Origin of the sequence: Luteimonas panaciterrae (assembly GCF_020511115.1) — a bacterium.
Classification (GTDB): domain Bacteria; phylum Pseudomonadota; class Gammaproteobacteria; order Xanthomonadales; family Xanthomonadaceae; genus Luteimonas; species Luteimonas panaciterrae.
On sequence record NZ_JAJAVH010000015.1, the window covers coordinates 38113 to 54781 of the forward strand.

General features: G+C 61.8%; 12 protein-coding genes and 1 pseudogene. 11 read left to right on the forward strand and 2 right to left on the reverse strand.

Annotated features, from left to right (window positions below; all coding sequences use genetic code 11):
- The first annotated feature begins 147 nt into the window (after positions 1-147).
- The 11 genes and pseudogenes from LG367_RS15800 (at position 148) to LG367_RS15855 (ending at position 14437) form a co-directional block, all read left to right on the forward strand.
- Entirely contained in the window at positions 148-2607 is a 2460-nt protein-coding gene (locus LG367_RS15800; RefSeq protein ID WP_226470303.1) for a VirB4 family type IV secretion/conjugal transfer ATPase, read from the forward strand.
- 202 nt (positions 2608-2809) lie between these two features.
- Positions 2810-3625, forward strand: a complete 816-nt coding sequence (locus LG367_RS15805; RefSeq protein ID WP_226470230.1) for a hypothetical protein — start codon at positions 2810-2812, stop codon at positions 3623-3625.
- A gap of 2 nt (positions 3626-3627) precedes the next feature.
- On the forward strand, positions 3628-4509 hold the full coding sequence (locus LG367_RS15810; RefSeq protein ID WP_226470231.1) for a hypothetical protein: 882 nt from the start codon (positions 3628-3630) through the stop codon (positions 4507-4509).
- 49 nt (positions 4510-4558) lie between these two features.
- Positions 4559-6004 carry a TrbL/VirB6 family protein gene (locus LG367_RS15815; protein WP_226470232.1) on the forward strand — a complete coding sequence of 482 codons (1446 nt, stop codon included), beginning with the start codon at positions 4559-4561 and terminating at the stop codon, positions 6002-6004.
- Positions 6005-6022: 18 nt separating this feature from the next.
- Positions 6023-6526 (forward strand): DUF4189 domain-containing protein, encoded by a 504-nt coding sequence (locus tag LG367_RS15820; protein ID WP_226470233.1) that lies wholly within the window; start codon positions 6023-6025, stop codon positions 6524-6526.
- A 199-nt stretch (positions 6527-6725) separates the two neighbouring features.
- Positions 6726-7259 (forward strand): DUF4189 domain-containing protein, encoded by a 534-nt coding sequence (locus LG367_RS15825; protein ID WP_226470234.1) that lies wholly within the window; start codon positions 6726-6728, stop codon positions 7257-7259.
- A gap of 556 nt (positions 7260-7815) precedes the next feature.
- Complete coding sequence (locus LG367_RS15830) at positions 7816-8454, forward strand: lysozyme inhibitor LprI family protein (protein WP_226470235.1); 639 nt, start codon at positions 7816-7818, stop codon at positions 8452-8454.
- A gap of 82 nt (positions 8455-8536) precedes the next feature.
- Positions 8537-10279: a peptidoglycan-binding domain-containing protein gene (locus tag LG367_RS15835; RefSeq protein WP_226470236.1), complete on the forward strand. Its 1743-nt coding sequence runs from the start codon at positions 8537-8539 to the stop codon at positions 10277-10279.
- 361 nt (positions 10280-10640) lie between these two features.
- Complete coding sequence (locus LG367_RS15840; protein ID WP_226470237.1) at positions 10641-11414, forward strand: hypothetical protein; 774 nt, start codon at positions 10641-10643, stop codon at positions 11412-11414.
- Between the two features lie 95 nt (positions 11415-11509).
- Positions 11510-13204, forward strand: a pseudogene (locus LG367_RS18670) (peptidoglycan DD-metalloendopeptidase family protein); the annotation flags it as partial.
- A 366-nt stretch (positions 13205-13570) separates the two neighbouring features.
- Positions 13571-14437: a hypothetical protein gene (locus tag LG367_RS15855; RefSeq protein ID WP_226470238.1), complete on the forward strand. Its 867-nt coding sequence runs from the start codon at positions 13571-13573 to the stop codon at positions 14435-14437.
- Positions 14438-14510: 73 nt separating this feature from the next.
- On the opposite strand, the gene tsf is transcribed toward LG367_RS15855, so the two are convergent.
- Both tsf and rpsB read right to left on the reverse strand, forming a co-directional pair.
- Positions 14511-15392, reverse strand: a complete 882-nt coding sequence (gene tsf, locus LG367_RS15860; RefSeq protein WP_226470239.1) for a translation elongation factor Ts — start codon at positions 15390-15392, stop codon at positions 14511-14513.
- Positions 15393-15590: 198 nt separating this feature from the next.
- Positions 15591-16424, reverse strand: a complete 834-nt coding sequence (gene rpsB / locus LG367_RS15865; protein WP_226470240.1) for a 30S ribosomal protein S2 — start codon at positions 16422-16424, stop codon at positions 15591-15593.
- Positions 16425-16669: the final 245 nt, after the last annotated feature.

Consider the following 16669-nt stretch of genomic DNA (forward strand, 5'->3'; position numbering starts at 1 on the left):
AAGGCGTTCGCGTTCCGGTGCTTTACCGATCACGACACCGAACACAACGCGACACCGAATGACGCCGCCACGGAGCTCCCGGTGCGGAACCCGGTCCCCGGGTCCATGGCGGTGATGTCCTAATGCTCCCCGAGGCGACGTATGCCCATCTTCAGCCGCGATACCTCCATCGACGAGTTCATCACGCTTTCCACCCATGTCTCGCCGACGGTCGTCAAAACAACCGGTGGCGACTATCTGATGACCTGGCACCTTGGCGGGCTGCCGTTCGTCGGTAGGGAAGAGTGGGAAATCGAGCACCGGCACAACACCTTCAACCGCATGTTGCAGACCTTGCGGGCGCCTGACTTCGTCAACGTCGCCTTCTGGGTCCACGACATCCGCCGCCGCCGCCGCGTCAACATGCGGCCGCGCTTCGATCATGTCTTCAACCAGACGCTCTCGGATGGCTATTACGAGGCGCTCTCGAGTCAGAAGATCATGCAGAACGAGCTGTATCTGACGATGATCTACCGCCCGATCGTGAGCGGAAAGCGCTTCGTGGCCAAGACCTCCGATACCGCGCAGCTGAAGGCGGAGGAAGAGCAGGCGGTCGGCAAGATCCTCGAGCTGGCGGGCAACGTCGAAGCCGTGCTCAAGGACTACGCGCCATATCGTCTTGGTGTCTACGAAGCCGACAACGGCATCGTCTTCTCCGAAACCCTCGAATTCTTCGGTTACCTGCTCAATCGCATCGACGAGCCGGTGCCGGTGCTGAAAGCGCCTGTCAAGGATTACCTCGGCGTGAGCCGGCTGATGTTCTCCGACAAGACCGGCGACTTCATCATCAATACGCCCACTGGCGTCAATCGCTACGGCGCGATCCTCAATATCAAGGAGTATGCCGAGGGCACGTATCCCGGCATCCTCAACGGCCTGAAGTACCTCGATTTCGAATACGTGCTCACCCATTCCTTCAGTCCGATGGGGCGGCACGATGCGTTGAAGGTGCTCGAACGCACCAAGGGCCAGATGATTTCCTCGGGCGACAAGGCGGTCAGCCAGATCGTCGAACTCGACTACGCGATGGACCAGCTCGCCTCGGGCAACTTCGTGCTCGGCGAGTACCACTTCATCATGACCTTGTACGCGGACACCCAGGAGCAGCTCTCGCAGCAGATCGCCACCGCACGCGCCGAGTTGTCCAACGCCGGCTTCGTGTCGGCGAAGGAAGACCTCGCCGTCGTGTCCTCGTTCTACTCGCAGTTCCCAGGCAACTGGAAGTACCGCACCCGTCAGGCCAGCCTCAGCTCGCTGAACTTCCTTGGTCTTTCGCCGCTGCACAACTTCGCCACCGGCAAGAAGGACAACAATCCCTGGGGCGAGTGCGTCACCACGCTGCAGACCACCAACGGCCAGCCGTATTACTTCAACTTCCACGCTACGCATCCGGCCGAGAACTCGCTCGGCGAGAAGGCCATCGCCAACACCATGGTGATCGGTAAGTCGGGTACCGGTAAGACCGCGCTGATCAACTTCCTGCTCAGCCAGGTGCAGAAGCTCAAGCCGACGCCGACCATCTTCTTCTTCGACAAGGACCGCGGCGCCGAGATCTTCGTGCGCGCCTGCGGTGGCAACTATCTTGCGCTGGAGAACGGCCAGCCGACCGGCTTCAACCCGTTCCAGTGCGAGCGCAACGAAGCCAACGTCCAGTTCCTGGCCGACCTGATCAAGGTGCTGGCCGGCAAGCGCGAGTACAGCGCGCGCGAGGAGGAAGACATCTTCCGCGCCGTCGAGAACATCCTCGACACGCCGCCGCATCTGCGCACCATGACCAACTTCCAGAAGAGCCTGCCCAACATGGGCGACGACGGCCTCTATGCGCGTGTGCGCAAGTGGACCGCCGGTAACTCGCTGGGTTGGGTGTTCGACAACCCGAAGGACGAGATCGACCTGCACAAGGCCAACATCATCGGGTTCGACTACACCGACGTCATCGACAACCCCGAAGTGCGCGTGCCGGTCATCAACTATCTGCTGCACAGGCTGGAGGAGTTGATCGACGGCCGCCCGCTGATCTATGTCATGGACGAGTTCTGGAAGATCCTCGACGGCTCCGGCGGCCTGAAGGAATTCGCCAAGAACAAGCAGAAGACCATTCGTAAGCAGAACGGTCTCGGCATCTTCGCCACCCAGAGCCCGGAGGATGCGCTCAAGAGCGACATCTCCGCCGCCCTGATCGAACAGACCGCCACCCTGGTGCTGCTGCCCAATCCGAACGCCAGCCGCGAGGATTATGTCGACGGTCTCAAGCTCACCGATGCCGAATATCAGGTGGTGAAGAGCCTCGACGAGCGTTCGCGCTGCTTCCTGGTGAAGCAGGGCCACGGCGCCAGCGTCTGCCAGCTCAACCTGCGCGGCATGGACGATGCCCTGGCGGTGATCTCGGCCTCGACCGACAACATCGACATCATGCATCGCATTCTGGCCGAACGGGCCCGCGCGGAGGGGGTGAGCCCCGACGATCTCAAGCCCGAGCAGTGGCTGGATACCTTCTATGACCAGCGCAAGGGTTCGGGCAAGGGACCCAAGGCGTCGGGTCGGACGGCCAGTCATGCCAATGCCTGATTGCCCCGCCGATGGCCAGCTTCGCTTGCCGGTTTCAGTGCGGGCAGGCGGGCTGGACGGGCATCGGACGAACGGGTGTTTGGCGGCCGTAAGTGCTAGTTTCAGTAATCAAATTTGTGTTATTTTTACCTTGTAGAAGTACGACCAGCCCGGCGTGGTACGCCGGTGGTAAAGGACCCAACCCAAACTAGGGGCTAGTATCATGACGATCACTACTGCACAGACTTCTTCGCGCCGTTCCGGTGCCTCCGTCCGCCTCAAGGCCGCCGTCCTGACGGTTGCCCTCGGTTTCTCGCTGACTGCCGGCAATGTGCAGGCGCAAGCCGTGGTCGAGATCGGCGGCAACCTGTTCACCAACATCATGAATCAGGTCAACACTGCGCTCACGCAGGTCGAGGCCGTGGGTGAGTACGCCGAGACCGCATCGCGCTGGACGCGCGAGCTGCAGCAGTTCCGCGACATGATGAACAGCATCGACAGCATGGTCAGCACGCTGGGCCTGCCGATGGGTGTGAACCTGAAGAAGGTTCCCGAGAATTTCATGGTCGCCGAGAAGTGCGGCGGCAACCCGGGCGACTTGGGCGGCATCCTCAGCAGCGCCTTGGGTTCGCTGGTCGGTGTCAGCCTCGAAGGCAAGATCAAGCAGCAACAGATGGAGGTTTGCGTCAGCGCCCAGCGCATGCGCAACCGCCAGTACAACGAGATGGTCGACTACATGACCACCACGATGGGCCAGATGAACTCGATGAAGTCCTTGCTGGCTAATTTCCGTGGTACCGGTACCCGTACCTCGGGCCAGATGGACGGCGCGATCTACGAGGTCCAGAAGACCAACGGTGAAATGGAGCAGGCCAAGAGCGAGTTCGAGTCGCGCATGAAGGCCTATGACACCTACATCGCGGCGATGGACAAGACCCAGGCGGTTCTGGCGCAAACCACGCTGCGTGGCAAGCCCAGCATCATGGGCGAGGTGATCAAGACCGCAGCATTGGCGACGGCGTTGAAAGTAGGGGATTGATATTGGCGATCGGTGGTTACCGACATCCATTTGATCCTGACGAGGTTTCCATGGCTACTTCTCAATCGCCGCGCCGCCGCCGTCGCGTCACTCCCTTGCGCGTGGCCATCCTGGCTGGCGCGCTGTCGCTGGGGGGCGCGAGCACGGCCAACGCGCAGTTCTGTTATGCGTTCTGGATGTTCGGTGCGCCCTGTCCGATCATGGAAAGCGGCGGCGCCCTGATCGCCAATGTCAAGAGTCAGATCGACACGCTGCTGCGTCAAATCGAAGCGCTGGCCGAATATGGGGAAAAGGCCTCCCGCTGGATTCGTACCCTGCAGCAGTTCCAAGACATGATGAACAGCATCAACAGCATGATCTCCACGCTGGGGTTGCCGGCGGGTGTCGCGCTCCAGCGCGTGCCAGAGAACCATATGGTGGCCGAAAAGTGTGGTGTGAACGGTGATATCGGTTCGGTCCTGTCTAGCCTGATGGGCGAGATGGTCGGTTTTGGCATGAACGACAATACCAAGCGCAAGCAGCAGGAGCTGTGCGTCAGTATCCAGCGCATGCAGAACCGGCAGTTCAACGAGATCGTCGATTACATGCAGGACAGCATGGGGCAGCTCAATACCCTGCGGTCGCAGTTGGCGTCCTTCCGTGGCACCGGTACGCGCACTTCGGGTGAGATGAGCGGCTCGATTTACGAGATCGAGAAGACCAACGGCGAAATCGAGCAGAAGATGGGCGAGTTCCAGGCGCGAATGACGGCCTACAACACGTACATCAAGTCGCAAAAGCAGGTGCAGGCGACACTGGCGCAGGCCACGCTGCGCGGCAAGCCCAGCATCATGGGGGAAGTGGTCAAGACCGCGGCATTGAAGACGGCCCTGTCGGTGCCCTGAGGGCATCAGGCGGGCTTTTGGGGCATAGATTGGCAAGGAGCAACAAGTGATGATGGATTTACAGGGGATCGCAGTAGCGGTCGGACTGCTGGACATCTGGCATTGGTTGAGCCCGAAAGTAATTTCGATCGGCTCATTCGGTGATTACGTCTTTTTCAAGTTCATCCTCGACTTCCTGGAAGACAAGATCCAGGACCTGACCGAAGGCATTGTCGGGCGAATGATGGACCTTGTCGCGATCATCGCGACGGCTGTGCTGACCATCTGGATCATGTTCCAGGGCTACCGCATGGTGACCGGACAGATGCGCGAATCGGCGGTGGCGCTGGTGACCAACACCGCGCGCGCGGTCGTGATCGTGGGCGCGGCAATCTCGTTCTCCCTCTTCAACGGCAGCCTGACGGAATTCTTCACCACCGATCTCAAGAACGAGATCCACTACGTGGTGACAGGCGAGAGCGGCGGTCCGGAAGACAAGATCGACGAGAACCTGGGCTGGATGCAGGTGGCCATGACCAGCCTCGACATGCTGGATACCGTGGGCGATCCGGGACTCAGCAGCGAGAAAGACCGCGCGGGCCTGTTGATCGGAATTGGGTCGGGCGGCCCCGCGATCGTGGCGGGCGCGATGCTGCTCCTGTATCAGGTGGCGATGGCGATGTTCATCGGCTTCGGGCCGTTGTTCATTCTCTGCCTGCTGTTCGATTTCACCAAGAGCCTGTTCCAAAGATGGTTGTTCTACGGAATTGGCACCTTATTTAGCATGGCGATGTTGAGCGCGATGACCTCGATCGCACTGGACATGGTGACGCGTGTGGCCGCCGCCATGTGGGGCAGTGCCATTGCTGGCAATCTGCTCTTGGGCGACAACATCGTTGGCGGTTACAACAGCCAAGCGTTGCAGCAAGGCGGCATGGGCATGATCCTGACAATGCTGATCCTGACAGTACCGCCGATGGCAGCGAACTTCTTCCAGGGAACGTTGGGCTCCTTCCTGCCTTATGCTCAGATTAGTGGTGCGGCTGGCGCGGCGTCGATTACGAGTCGCTATAGCACCACTAGCCAGCCGGGTCCGCAAGGACAGCCGCCTGGGTCGTACCAGCCTTCGCAACCAAGCGGAGGGACGGGCCAGCAGACATCCACTGGTAATCAGACAAGTGGATATGGAAGCCAAGCTACTAACACCTATGCGGCAAGTGGTGGTGCTGGTGCTGGAACGGGTGCAACCGCTGCTTCATCAGATCAGGTGAAACAGGGCTCTCAGCTAGCAGGTCGAGATATGTCGACATACTCGTCAACTGGAACTCAGCTCCCGCAAGCAACTCCTATGGCCCCTGAACTTCAGCATGGACCGACAAGCTATGGCCCTGGAGCTAGCAGTTCCACGGGAGGTGGCGGCACCCTCGCCGGTGGCCCGACCGGTGGGGGAACCCCGACCAGTCCTGGTTCACCTCAGGCTAAGCCATCTGGACCGCCTAATAGAGGTGACGTTTAACGGCTGGAGGAGGCAGGCATGAAAGCCAAGGTGTTGTTGATGATGGGCTTGCTGGCTCTGAGTGGCATGGCTTATGCCGAAGGTGGTTGCCCACAAGGTCAAACACCTAGGCTGTACGGAGATGTCTGGGGCTGTGCGCCGGGGGGAACTGATGCCCCGATTCAGGAGACTCAGGTTGCGCCACAGCCGACAGGTGAGTGGAAAACAACCTGGGGAGCAATCGGTGGTAATGCCCTCAAAGGTATTTTGGGCGCAGCTGTAGGTCTGCCGTCTGAAAAAGAGGCCGTACAAGCCGCACTTGCCGATTGTCGTGCCAAGGGCGGCGGAGCCGGCTGCAAGCTTGATATTTCCTATTACAACCAATGTGCGGTGCTGGTGACTGGCAACAAGGTCTACAACACGGCAAGCGCGGCGACCGTGGAAGAGGCTTCGCAAATAGGCATTAACAAGTGTGCCAAGGAAGATGCGAATTGCCGGGTTTTCTATTCCGCCTGCAGCAAGCCAGAGTTTGTTAATTATTGAGCAGTTAGCAGGCCCGTTCCGCTAGCTGGCATACAAAGCCCCCGCATTGCGGGGGCTTTGTTTTTTGCGGCCAGATTCATTCCGTTCACTGTCAGTGGGTAAGGATTCCCTGATAGACAAAACAACCGAGAATGGGCAGTATCTTGTGGCAAGGATTCAGTTTGTATAAGCCAGCCGCACAGCAGCGGAGGGAGCCAGTATGAAGATCGGAGTGCTGTTGATTGGTCTGCTAGCGATTGGGCAGGCAACCGCTCAGGAGTTGCTTTGCCCAGAGACGGGAATCCCGATGTCCCAGGATCCTGGCTGCATGACACCAAATTACAATGAGGGGGCTGGCAATCAGCAAACTCCGCCGGCTTATGGGTATGACTACGTGCCGCCACCGCCTCCGGACGATGGCTGGGTCGATACCTATGGCGCCGTTGCCTTCGGCATCAAACCTGGTCAAGGCCCTTTTTATTGGTTCGCGGGATCGAACCGATCCTCGGAAGAAGCCAATTCGCAAGCATTGGGAGCCTGCAGTAGGGACGGGGCGCAGGGCTGCATGCTCGGAGGAACGGCCCTGAACGGCTTCCTGGGCGTCGCGACGAGCGATGACGGAAGTCTTTTCGCCTCATATGCCGGCAGGGAAGACAGCGTTGATTTCGCCGCGATCGGCAAGTGCAAGTACGAGGGGCACAAGGAAGGCTGCCGGTTCTTGAAGGCACAGAACTTTTCGCGGCGAAGAAAGTAAGCCTGGGGACAGGGAGATGGCCGTCGATTCCCGACGATTGCGTCGAATCCGAAATGGCATCGGTCAGCGGTTGGTGAACGCGCCTGCTTTGCTGTGTATTGGGGCGTACGAAGTTAAACGGCACGGATTATCTGGCCGATTGGTGGCATGTCCGGCCCTGGCATTGAAGAAGTTCACTGCGGTACGATACCGCCCGAGTGCGATGGCGAGTCCCACGAACGAGCGGCCAGGATGGCTGCGGATTCGCCCGACAGGCTGGTACGGAAGTTGCTCTGATTCTGTCCGCCGCGAACGTCGCCTCGGTGCGCCAGGGAAGGGGTTTCGATCATCGAAATTCCATTCAGGGGTGGCACTGAAATTCGGTACGCCGGTCGGCGTGCCAAGCGTTGCAGGATCGCAATATGCTGGAGTTCGTTTGCCGCTTTTCAAATTACCCGGCTGCCGCTGCTGCGGAGGTGGGCGTTCGTGCGCGCGCCGGAAACAGATCTGGACCGAACACGGGCGACTCGCGTTACTGTTCGCGGGTCGTATCGCATTCCTTCCTGGGAGCCGCATGATGAAACCCATCCAGCACGTCAGCTTTTTCGCCCTGCTTGCCCTGTCGGCCGCTGCCTGCAGCGCGGGGAACTCGGCTGCCGCCGATCAGGCGGGAGCAAGCGGGCAAAACCCAGCGCCGTTCGCTGAAGCCAAAGCCGACGCTGCTCAAGCTTCGTCCGGGAACGCGACGAAGGGAGCGGCGGTGCAGAAAGCGCCTGCTTCCGCCGGAGAGGTGATCAACGGCATCGCGATCATGCCCGGCGTGGAAAGGCTCTCCTACATCTCGCCGCGTTACTACGGCATCCGCGAAAGCTACGACGCTTGTTTCACGCAGGCACAAGGCGCGGTTCCGGCACAGGGGGAGTGCGCCGATGAAGAGTTTGCCTATCAAGACGCGCGCTTGAACAAGGCATATCGCGCCCTGTTGTCGACGCTGGAGACGAGCAAGGACGAAGCAAAGCCCGCGGCGGCGCCGGTGCAGGAAGCGCAGCGCGCATGGCTGGCGTTCTATCAGAAGGATTGCGCGGTACGCGCGGCACGGTTCGGATCGACCGCGGCACCGAGTACGGAGTCGATATGTCGGATGGAAAGCGTCGCGCGCCGGGCGCAGGAGTTGGAAGATTGGCGTGGCGATTATGCGGGGAACCGCGCGCAGTAAGTCTGTACGCGGTTGCGAGGAAACGTGACGACCGGGTTAGGGACGTTCACCGACATCAACATGGATCAAGTTGGAGATAGCAATGACCAATGAGCGTTTCACGGGAGGAGATTCCCTGCAACCGGGCACGATGGAGTACTACGTCCATCGCGCGATGATGAAGAACGAGCTGAGGAACGGCGAAGGTGCCTACGAAATCAGCAACGCGCAGCGCGCGGCCAGCGGCCCGAGCTTCGGCCCTTTCCAGTACGACGTCGGGGCGAATCAAGACGGACGGAATCTGCTCGAACGAATCGCGGGCACCGCCACGGATGCGGCGGGGAAACGCATCATCGACGACACCGAACTCGCCGACATTCGGGCGCATCTGTACAAGCCCTTCAGCCAGTTCAACGAAGACGATCTCAAGGTCTACAACCGGCTGAAGCCGGAACTCGACCAGATGCTGAGCACGACGGCGGGCATGGAGGCGATCAACAGCGACTACATCACCCGGCTGGACACCAAGATCAAGCACATGGACGAGGTGATCGATGGCATCGGAAACGAGGCCAACAAGAAATTCCTGCAGGACAGCCCGCTGGCGAAGCTGATCATCCTGGATACGCAGAATCAGTACGGCCCGGCGGTCAACGACGGGTTGAAGCAGTTCGCGGGCATGTCGTCGAGCGATCCCGCGATGGACATGCCGGGACGAAAGGCCAATCCCGAAAAGATCCAGGTGCAAGGCGACTTCGGCCTGGATGACATGATCCGCTACAAGCTGGAAACGCAGTACGGTCAGAATGACGGCGGCGCGCGCGACGTGCTGCGCCGCATCTCCAATCTCGTCGATTCGGTCGGCGCGGAGAACGTCAAGCTGTCGGACGAGGACAAGAAATTCCTCGAATCGGGATTACGGCAATATCTGGTGGACAACGGCCGCGATCCGGAAATGCTGAAGGATCCGGCCCTGAAAGGCTTGCGCGATCTGGGCGTATTCCCGGACCGCCCGCTCAAGCTGGACGATACCGGCAAGGACGTGAGCGCGTTGCAGGATCGCCTGGGCAAGCTGGGTTTCACCGCCGAGGGAATGGAGGCCGGCAAGTTCGATGCCGCGACCAAGTCATCGGTGGAGGCGTTCCAGAAGGACAGAGGGTTGACGGTGACCGGCGAGGCCAACGTGGAGACGTTGAAGGCGCTCGACGAGAGAATCCGTGCGGTGCAGGAAGATCTGAAGTCGCTCGGATACAAGGATGCCAAGGATCGCCCGCTGAAGGTCGATGGCGATTTCGGCAAAGGCACGATCCATGCGCTGCAGAATTTCCAGCGCGACAACGGACTCGATCCGACCGGCATCGCCGACAAGCAGACCATCGACGCCATCGCCAAGAAGCTGCCGGACGCGAAGCTGTCCGCAGGCCGCGACGCCGGCGAAACGACGCAGACGACATCGGCCAACGAACAGCTGGGCAAGAACAATCCGATGTACCAGCAGGCGTTGCAGCAGTTGGAGAAGCTCGGTCCGCAGGCGGGCCTGGCCAATCCGGAGGACCGGCAGCGCGCGGCCGCGGCGATCGCGTTCGAGGCCAAGGTGGGCGGCATGAGCCGCATCGACGAGATCGTGCCGAGCACCAATGGCCGGGGCGTGATCGCCGTGCAGAACAATCCGAACAACGCCGAGGACGTCAACCGCGCCTACGTCGACAAGGCGACCGCGGCGCAGCAGCCGCTGGCGCAGAGCCTGCAGCAGTTCGATCAGGAGGCGCAGCGCCAGCAAGCGGAGCAGGTCCGTCAGGATCAGCAGCGCACGCAGCAGCATGCCAATCCTGTCAAGGCGGCTTGAGACGATGGCGGCTTGAGATGATCGTGATCGCGCAAGGTCAAGGGGAAGGCGGCCGGATCCCGCTCAGGCGGGGTCCGGTCGGCCGTGATTTCTCGGTGGCGGCGATGGCGCCATACCCTGCCGTTCGGGAGTGGCGAGGGCGTCGTTCCGGAGGTTTCCTTGTAAGATCGTTCCCGGTTTCCCCCGACCCCCAGGACGCGACGGCATGACGCACGGCAAAACGCTTCTCTTGGCGCTGGCGGTTTTGTTGGTCAGCGCATGCGATGCCAAGCCCCCGGAGGGCGCGTCCGCCGCGCCCGGCGACAAGGCGGCGTCTTCACAGAGTAGTTCCGCTCCTTCAACACAACAGGATGTTCCGACAGTGCCCAACGACAACCAGAATGCCTCCGCCATCAAGCCGCCATCCCCGGACAGCGTGCTGTACATGATCTACAAGAAGGACGGTGACGGGGCCACTTCGTACGAGGTCGACTACGGCAGCTGGGTGACCTACTGGTACGGCCATCAGTTCGATTTCAAGGGCAAGCACTACTTCACCGGTTTCGCCTACAAGACGCCGGAAAAATTCGGCGAGGAAGAACAGGACGCGCCGGCCGATCCCGAAGGAACGGTGGCGATCTCGCAGGCCACCTTCGAATTGACCAAGCCGCAGGACAAGGCGCCGTGGGCGCTGCGGGAGGCGGATGGCTTCGTCGGCGAGTTCGGCGCCTACGGCAAGGCGAGCGATATCGATGAGACGCGCCAGCCGCAGAGCTACGAAACCCAGGACGGCCGGTTGCTGCTGGCGGTGCCGACGACCACGTTCTCGACCGGTGTGGCGACGGCGGGCTTCGCGCTGTTCGTGTTCGATCCAGCCGAAGTGAACAAGCTACGCGACAAGCACTGGGCCTACATCGGCAGCATCGTGACCGGATCGGACAACGAAGCGGCCTGCGACGAAGGCAAGGTGATGCCGTGCGCGAAGAGCACCGGCGCGCTGGCGTTCCTGGCGCCCAAGCAGGGCAGCGGTCTGCCGACAGTGCAGGTGACGCCGTCCGGAACGGTGATCGATGCGCCGGGCAAGACGCGCACGCTGGGAGCTTCCGACGTCGCGACCTACGCGTACGACACGGAAAAGAACAGCTACAACCCCTAATACTTTTTCATTGTTGACCGAGAACGCGAGACTAAAGGACGAGTCCGGTTGGCGCATCGCGGCACGACGCCGCACAACACCAAGAGGAGCCAGAGATGGCACAGGATTACAGCAGAAGGGAAGTTCTCGACATCATCGAACGCGTCGCCAACGACCGGGGCATATCCCGCGACGATTTCCTGCGATTCGCGTATATCGAGACCGGTGGCAATTTCAACGAGCGCGCGCACAACCGCGGCAGTGACGCCAAGGGTCTGTTCCAGTTCGTGCCGGGAACGGCGGCCCAGTACGGGATCACCGGTCGCGAGTACGATCCGCAAGTCAACACCGATGCGGCCGCGCGCTTGTATTTGAACAACCGCCGCGATCTGGTCAATACGCACGAGCGCAATGGCCGGCCGTATCTGTCCGGCGCGGCGGAGCCGAACGGTCTGGACATGTACCTCGCGCATCAGCAGGGCTCGGGCGGCTATCGCTCGATCCAGAACGCGATCGCGACCGGCGAGTTCAGCCTCTCCAGCACGCGCCGCAACATCTTGGCGAACGTCAGTTCCGACGATTTCGAGCGGCTGACCGGTCACAAGTACCAGGACTTCCGCAACATGCAGCCGCGCGAGATGGCGACGGCGTTCACTCACTATTGGGATGCCAAGTTCGATCGCGTGCGGATTCCCGAGAAGGACATCGAGCCGATCACCGCTGGCCAGCAGCCGGTCCAGACTCCGACGACGCCGGCGGCTTCCGCATTGGCCGACGGCGTGTTGCGCAAGAACGAGCGCGGCCCGGAAGTGATCAGCATGCAGCAGTCGCTCAACCAGCTCGGCTTCCGCGATGGTCGCGGCCAGCAGCTGGAGACGCGCACCGGCATCTATGGTGATCGTACGGCCGAGTCGGTTCGGAGCTTCCAGCAGGCGAACCACATCGAGCCCACCGGCGTCGCCGATCGCCGCACGCTGGACGCGATCAACGCCCAGCTGCAGCTGCCGGCCGAAAGCCGCAATCGTCCGCCGGCCCCACAGGCCGACGGCAACTGGCCGGCGCCCGGCAACACCACCATCAACCGCGCCGACAAGCACGGTGAAGGGCATGGCGAATTCGGGACTTCCCGCGCCGGCGGTACCCGGACGCACAAGGGCGTCGACATCCAGGGCAACGTGGGCGATCCGATCCAGGCCTACGCCGGCGGTACCGTGCGCGTGCAGCCGAACAACGGCGGCGCCGGCAACACGGTCACGATCGATCACGGCAACGGCGTGGTGACGCGCTACTTCCATCTGAAGGACATCAACGTCCAGGACGGCCAGCGCGTCGAAGCCGGCGCGCAGGTCGGCACGATGGGCCGCACGGGCAACACGCCGCGTCAGGGCGACACGCATCTGCATTTCGAGATGTGGCGGAACGGCCGCGCCGTTGATCCGATGAACTATCTGACGGTGCCGGGCCGCGAGCGCGCGGCGCAGCCGACGACGGAAGCCCCGGCTCCCAGGCCGGCGGCTCCGAGCAACGCCGAGCTGGGCCGCGACAACCCGCTGTACAACCAGGCGCTGGCGCATCTGGAGAAGCTGGGCCCGAACGGCGGCTTCAAGAACCGCGACGAGATGGAGCGTGCGGCGGCGACGACCGCCTTCGAAGCCAAGGTCACGGGCCTCAGCCGTATCGATGCCCTGGTGGCCAGCACGACCGGGCAGGGCCTGATCGCGGCGCAGACCAATCCGAACAACCCGCACGACACCCAGCGCGTGTACGTGGACAAGCAGCAGGCGGTGGCGCAGCCGGTGTCGGAGCGGTTGCAGCAGTTCGATGCCGAGGTCAAGGCGCAGGAGAAGAGCCAGCCTGGCCAGACGCAGGCAGCGCAGCCGCAAGGGCCGAGTTTGTAAGCCTCGTTCCACGGTTCGCAATGCGCGATGCAAGAACCCCACTTCGGTGGGGTTTTTGCTGTGTCCGTTTCAGGCCGAGCGGGGCGGAACCCTGGCGGCGCAGGGGCGAGATGCGACGCCCATCGCGAATTGCGACAGTTGGCGACAAGGAGGCAGCGGCGAGCAGCCCGTAGTGATAAAAATTGTGGGGCGGGCCGCCGCTTGCACGCGGCTCGTGTCCGGCCCTTGCCGGACACCATCGCTGATCACTCAAGTCATCACGCTCTCTAGGGGGGAGACATGAAGACGCAGATCGCCATTTTCATGGCGTCATGTTTATTGCTGTCCGGCTGTACCAGCATGCGCGAGAACATTCGCGATGCCAGGCCCGATCGAGTACCGCTTCCGATTTACACGGCCGCCAAGGACGCTAAAGAAGATCCTGACGTCAAGCGTTACTACGGAGATCCCACGAGCCTCATTGAAAACTTCGAGGACGCCGCGAAAACCGCGCGTAGACAGGACGTGCTGCCTACGAAGGTCGATCTGCAACGCTACATGTACCTGGGCTTCGCCTTGTCCGAGGTCTATTGCGGCGTTTATATCAACCAGCTCACGAACGCATACAGCCATCAACGTTTCGCGCGCAGCACGACATCGGATGTCGGTGGCCTGACGGCACTGGGGCTTGGACTTCTGAAGAATTCCGCGCAGATTGTGTCTCTCGCCGCGGGCGGTTTCGCGTTCGCCGACAACGTGTTCCGCAACTACTCGTCCTCGTACATGCCGCCGGACAACATCAGGAAGAACTTCGATGTGCTGTATCGGGCGCGGGGTCAGTTACTCAAGCAGCTGAGCACGGAGGATGTGAGCAACGTCGCGCAGGTCGAGGCGAGGATCAATTTCTATGCATCCACGTGCACGATGGCCTGGATGGAGCGGTTGGTGTCCTCGGTCGCGGAAACGGCGACGGATGCTCAGATTCAAAAGGTGCTGGATCCTTCGAATCCGACAACAGAAGTGCAGGCCCCTTCGAATCCAGCGGAACAGGTGCAGCCCCCTCCGAAGCCTGCGGGACAGGTACAGCCTCCTTCGAGCCCCGCGTCCACGTCGGTCGAATCCAATCTGAGAAACGTGCCCGAGCCCACCAAGCCGAAGACGCCTTGAGTGAACTGCAAACAAAAAAAGAAGCCGCGGATCACCGCGGCTTCTTCGTTTCTAGCGAGGGCAGGGAAGCGGCTTACGCCAGACCGGCCTGCTTCATCACTTCGGCGGCATAGTCCTCGACCACCTTCTCGATGCCTTCGCCGACGGCCAGGCGCTGGAAGGAGATGACTTCGGCGCCGGCGCCCTTCAGCACGGCTTCGACGCTCTTGTCGGTGTCGAGCACGTAGGGCTGGCCGTACAACGTGACCTCGTTGACGATCTTGGCGATCTTGCCGCCGATGATCTTCTCGAGGATCTCGGCCGGCTTGGCCTTGTCCTTCTCCGACATCTTGGCCAGTTCGATTTCCTTTTCCTTGGCGACGAACTCGGCCGGGACGTCGGACGCCTTGATGTGCGGCGGGTTCATCGCCGCGATGTGCATGGCCAGGCCGCGCGCCAGATCGGCATCGCCGCCCTTGACCTCGACCAGCACGCCGATGCGGCCGCCGTGCACGTAGGCAGCGACGTTGTTGGCGCTGTCGATGCGGGACAGGCGACGCACCTGCACGTTCTCGCCGACCTTGGCGATCAGCAGCGCGCGCGTTTCCTCGACCGTGTTGCCGCCCGAGGTCTTGGCCGCCTTCAACGCTTCGGCGTCCTGGGCGCCGCTGCTCAGCGCGGTCTTGGCGACTTCATCGGTGAAGGCGACGAAGTTGCCGTCCTTCGCGACGAAGTCGGTCTCGGAATTGATTTCCACCAGCACGGCCTTGCCGCCGTCCTGCGCCATCGAGATGCGGCCTTCGGCGGCGACGCGGCCGGCCTTCTTGTCGGCCTTGGCCAGGCCCGACTTGCGCAGCCACTCGGCGGCGGCATCGATGTCGCCGTTGTTTTCGGTCAGCGCTTTCTTGCATTCCATCATGCCGGCGCCGGTGCGCTCGCGCAGTTCCTTGACCAGGGAAGCGGTGATTTCAGCCATTGGGGGTTACCTCGATGTGTTTAGAGATGTCATGCCCGCGAAAGCGGAATTTCAGCGTCCTTGCGCTTCGGCAAGCACGCGATGGCGGCACGAAATCGCTGGATGACCAGCTATTCGGCTGTTGAAAACCCCGCTTTCGCGGGCATGACGAACAGAAGTGACAGCCGCGCAGCATTGCGCGGCTGCGTGACGGCCGGATTACTCGGCGGCCGGCGTTTCGGTCAGGCCGTCGTCCTTGGCGGAAGCGCGCTTGGGCGGGCCTTTCTTCGCCGGAGGAGCGCGGCGTGCGGACTTGCCTTCGCCATCGGCTTCGACGAACTCTTCTTCGCGCACGGTCGCTGCCTGCGGCGCGGCGGCCTTGCCTTCCAGCACGGCGTCGGCGGCGGCGCGGGCGTACAGCTGCACGGCGCGGATGGCGTCGTCGTTGCCGGGAATGGCGTAGTCGACCAGGGCCGGATCGTAGTTGGTGTCGACGACCGCGATCACCGGGATGCCGAGCTTCTTGGCTTCCTTGATAGCGATGTCTTCATGGCCGATGTCGATCACGAACAGGGCGTCGGGCAGACGGTTCATGTCCTTGATGCCGCCGAGCGAGGCGTCCAGCTTCTCGCGCTCGCGACGCAGGCCCAGCACTTCGTGCTTGACCAGCTTCTGGAAGGTGCCGTCGGTTTCGCCGGCTTCCAGTTCCTTCAGGCGCGAGACCGAAGCCTTCACGGTGCGGAAGTTGGTCAGCGTGCCGCCCAGCCAGCGTTGGGTCATGTAGGGCATGCCGCAACGCTCGGCTTCTTCCTTGATGGCTTCGCGCGCGCTGCGCTTGGTGCCGACGAACAGGATCATGCCGCGCTTCTGCGCGATCGCGGAGATGAAGTTCATCGCGTCGCCGAACAGCGGCACGGTCTTTTCAAGGTTGATGATGTGGATCTTGCCGCGGGCACCGAAGATGTACGGCGCCATCTTGGGATTCCAGTAGCGGGTCTGGTGGCCGAAGTGCACGCCGGCTTCCAGCATCTGGCGCATGGTGATCTGGGGCATTGCTTGGTAACTCCTGGGTGTGGAATCGCGGGCATCGCACGCGATGCCTTCAACAATTCCGGGGTTGGGCCTCCCCGACTGCCGCCGTGACCGACCTTCTCGCGAAGGACCCCGGCACGGGTGTTTGCAGCGGGTGTGTATTCGCCGGTGACGCCCGGCGTGGGCGACTTCCATGGGCCAGGGGCCCACAAAGCCGCGGAATTATAGCCGGAGGGGGGATTCCGCTGCAAACCGATCCCTGGACC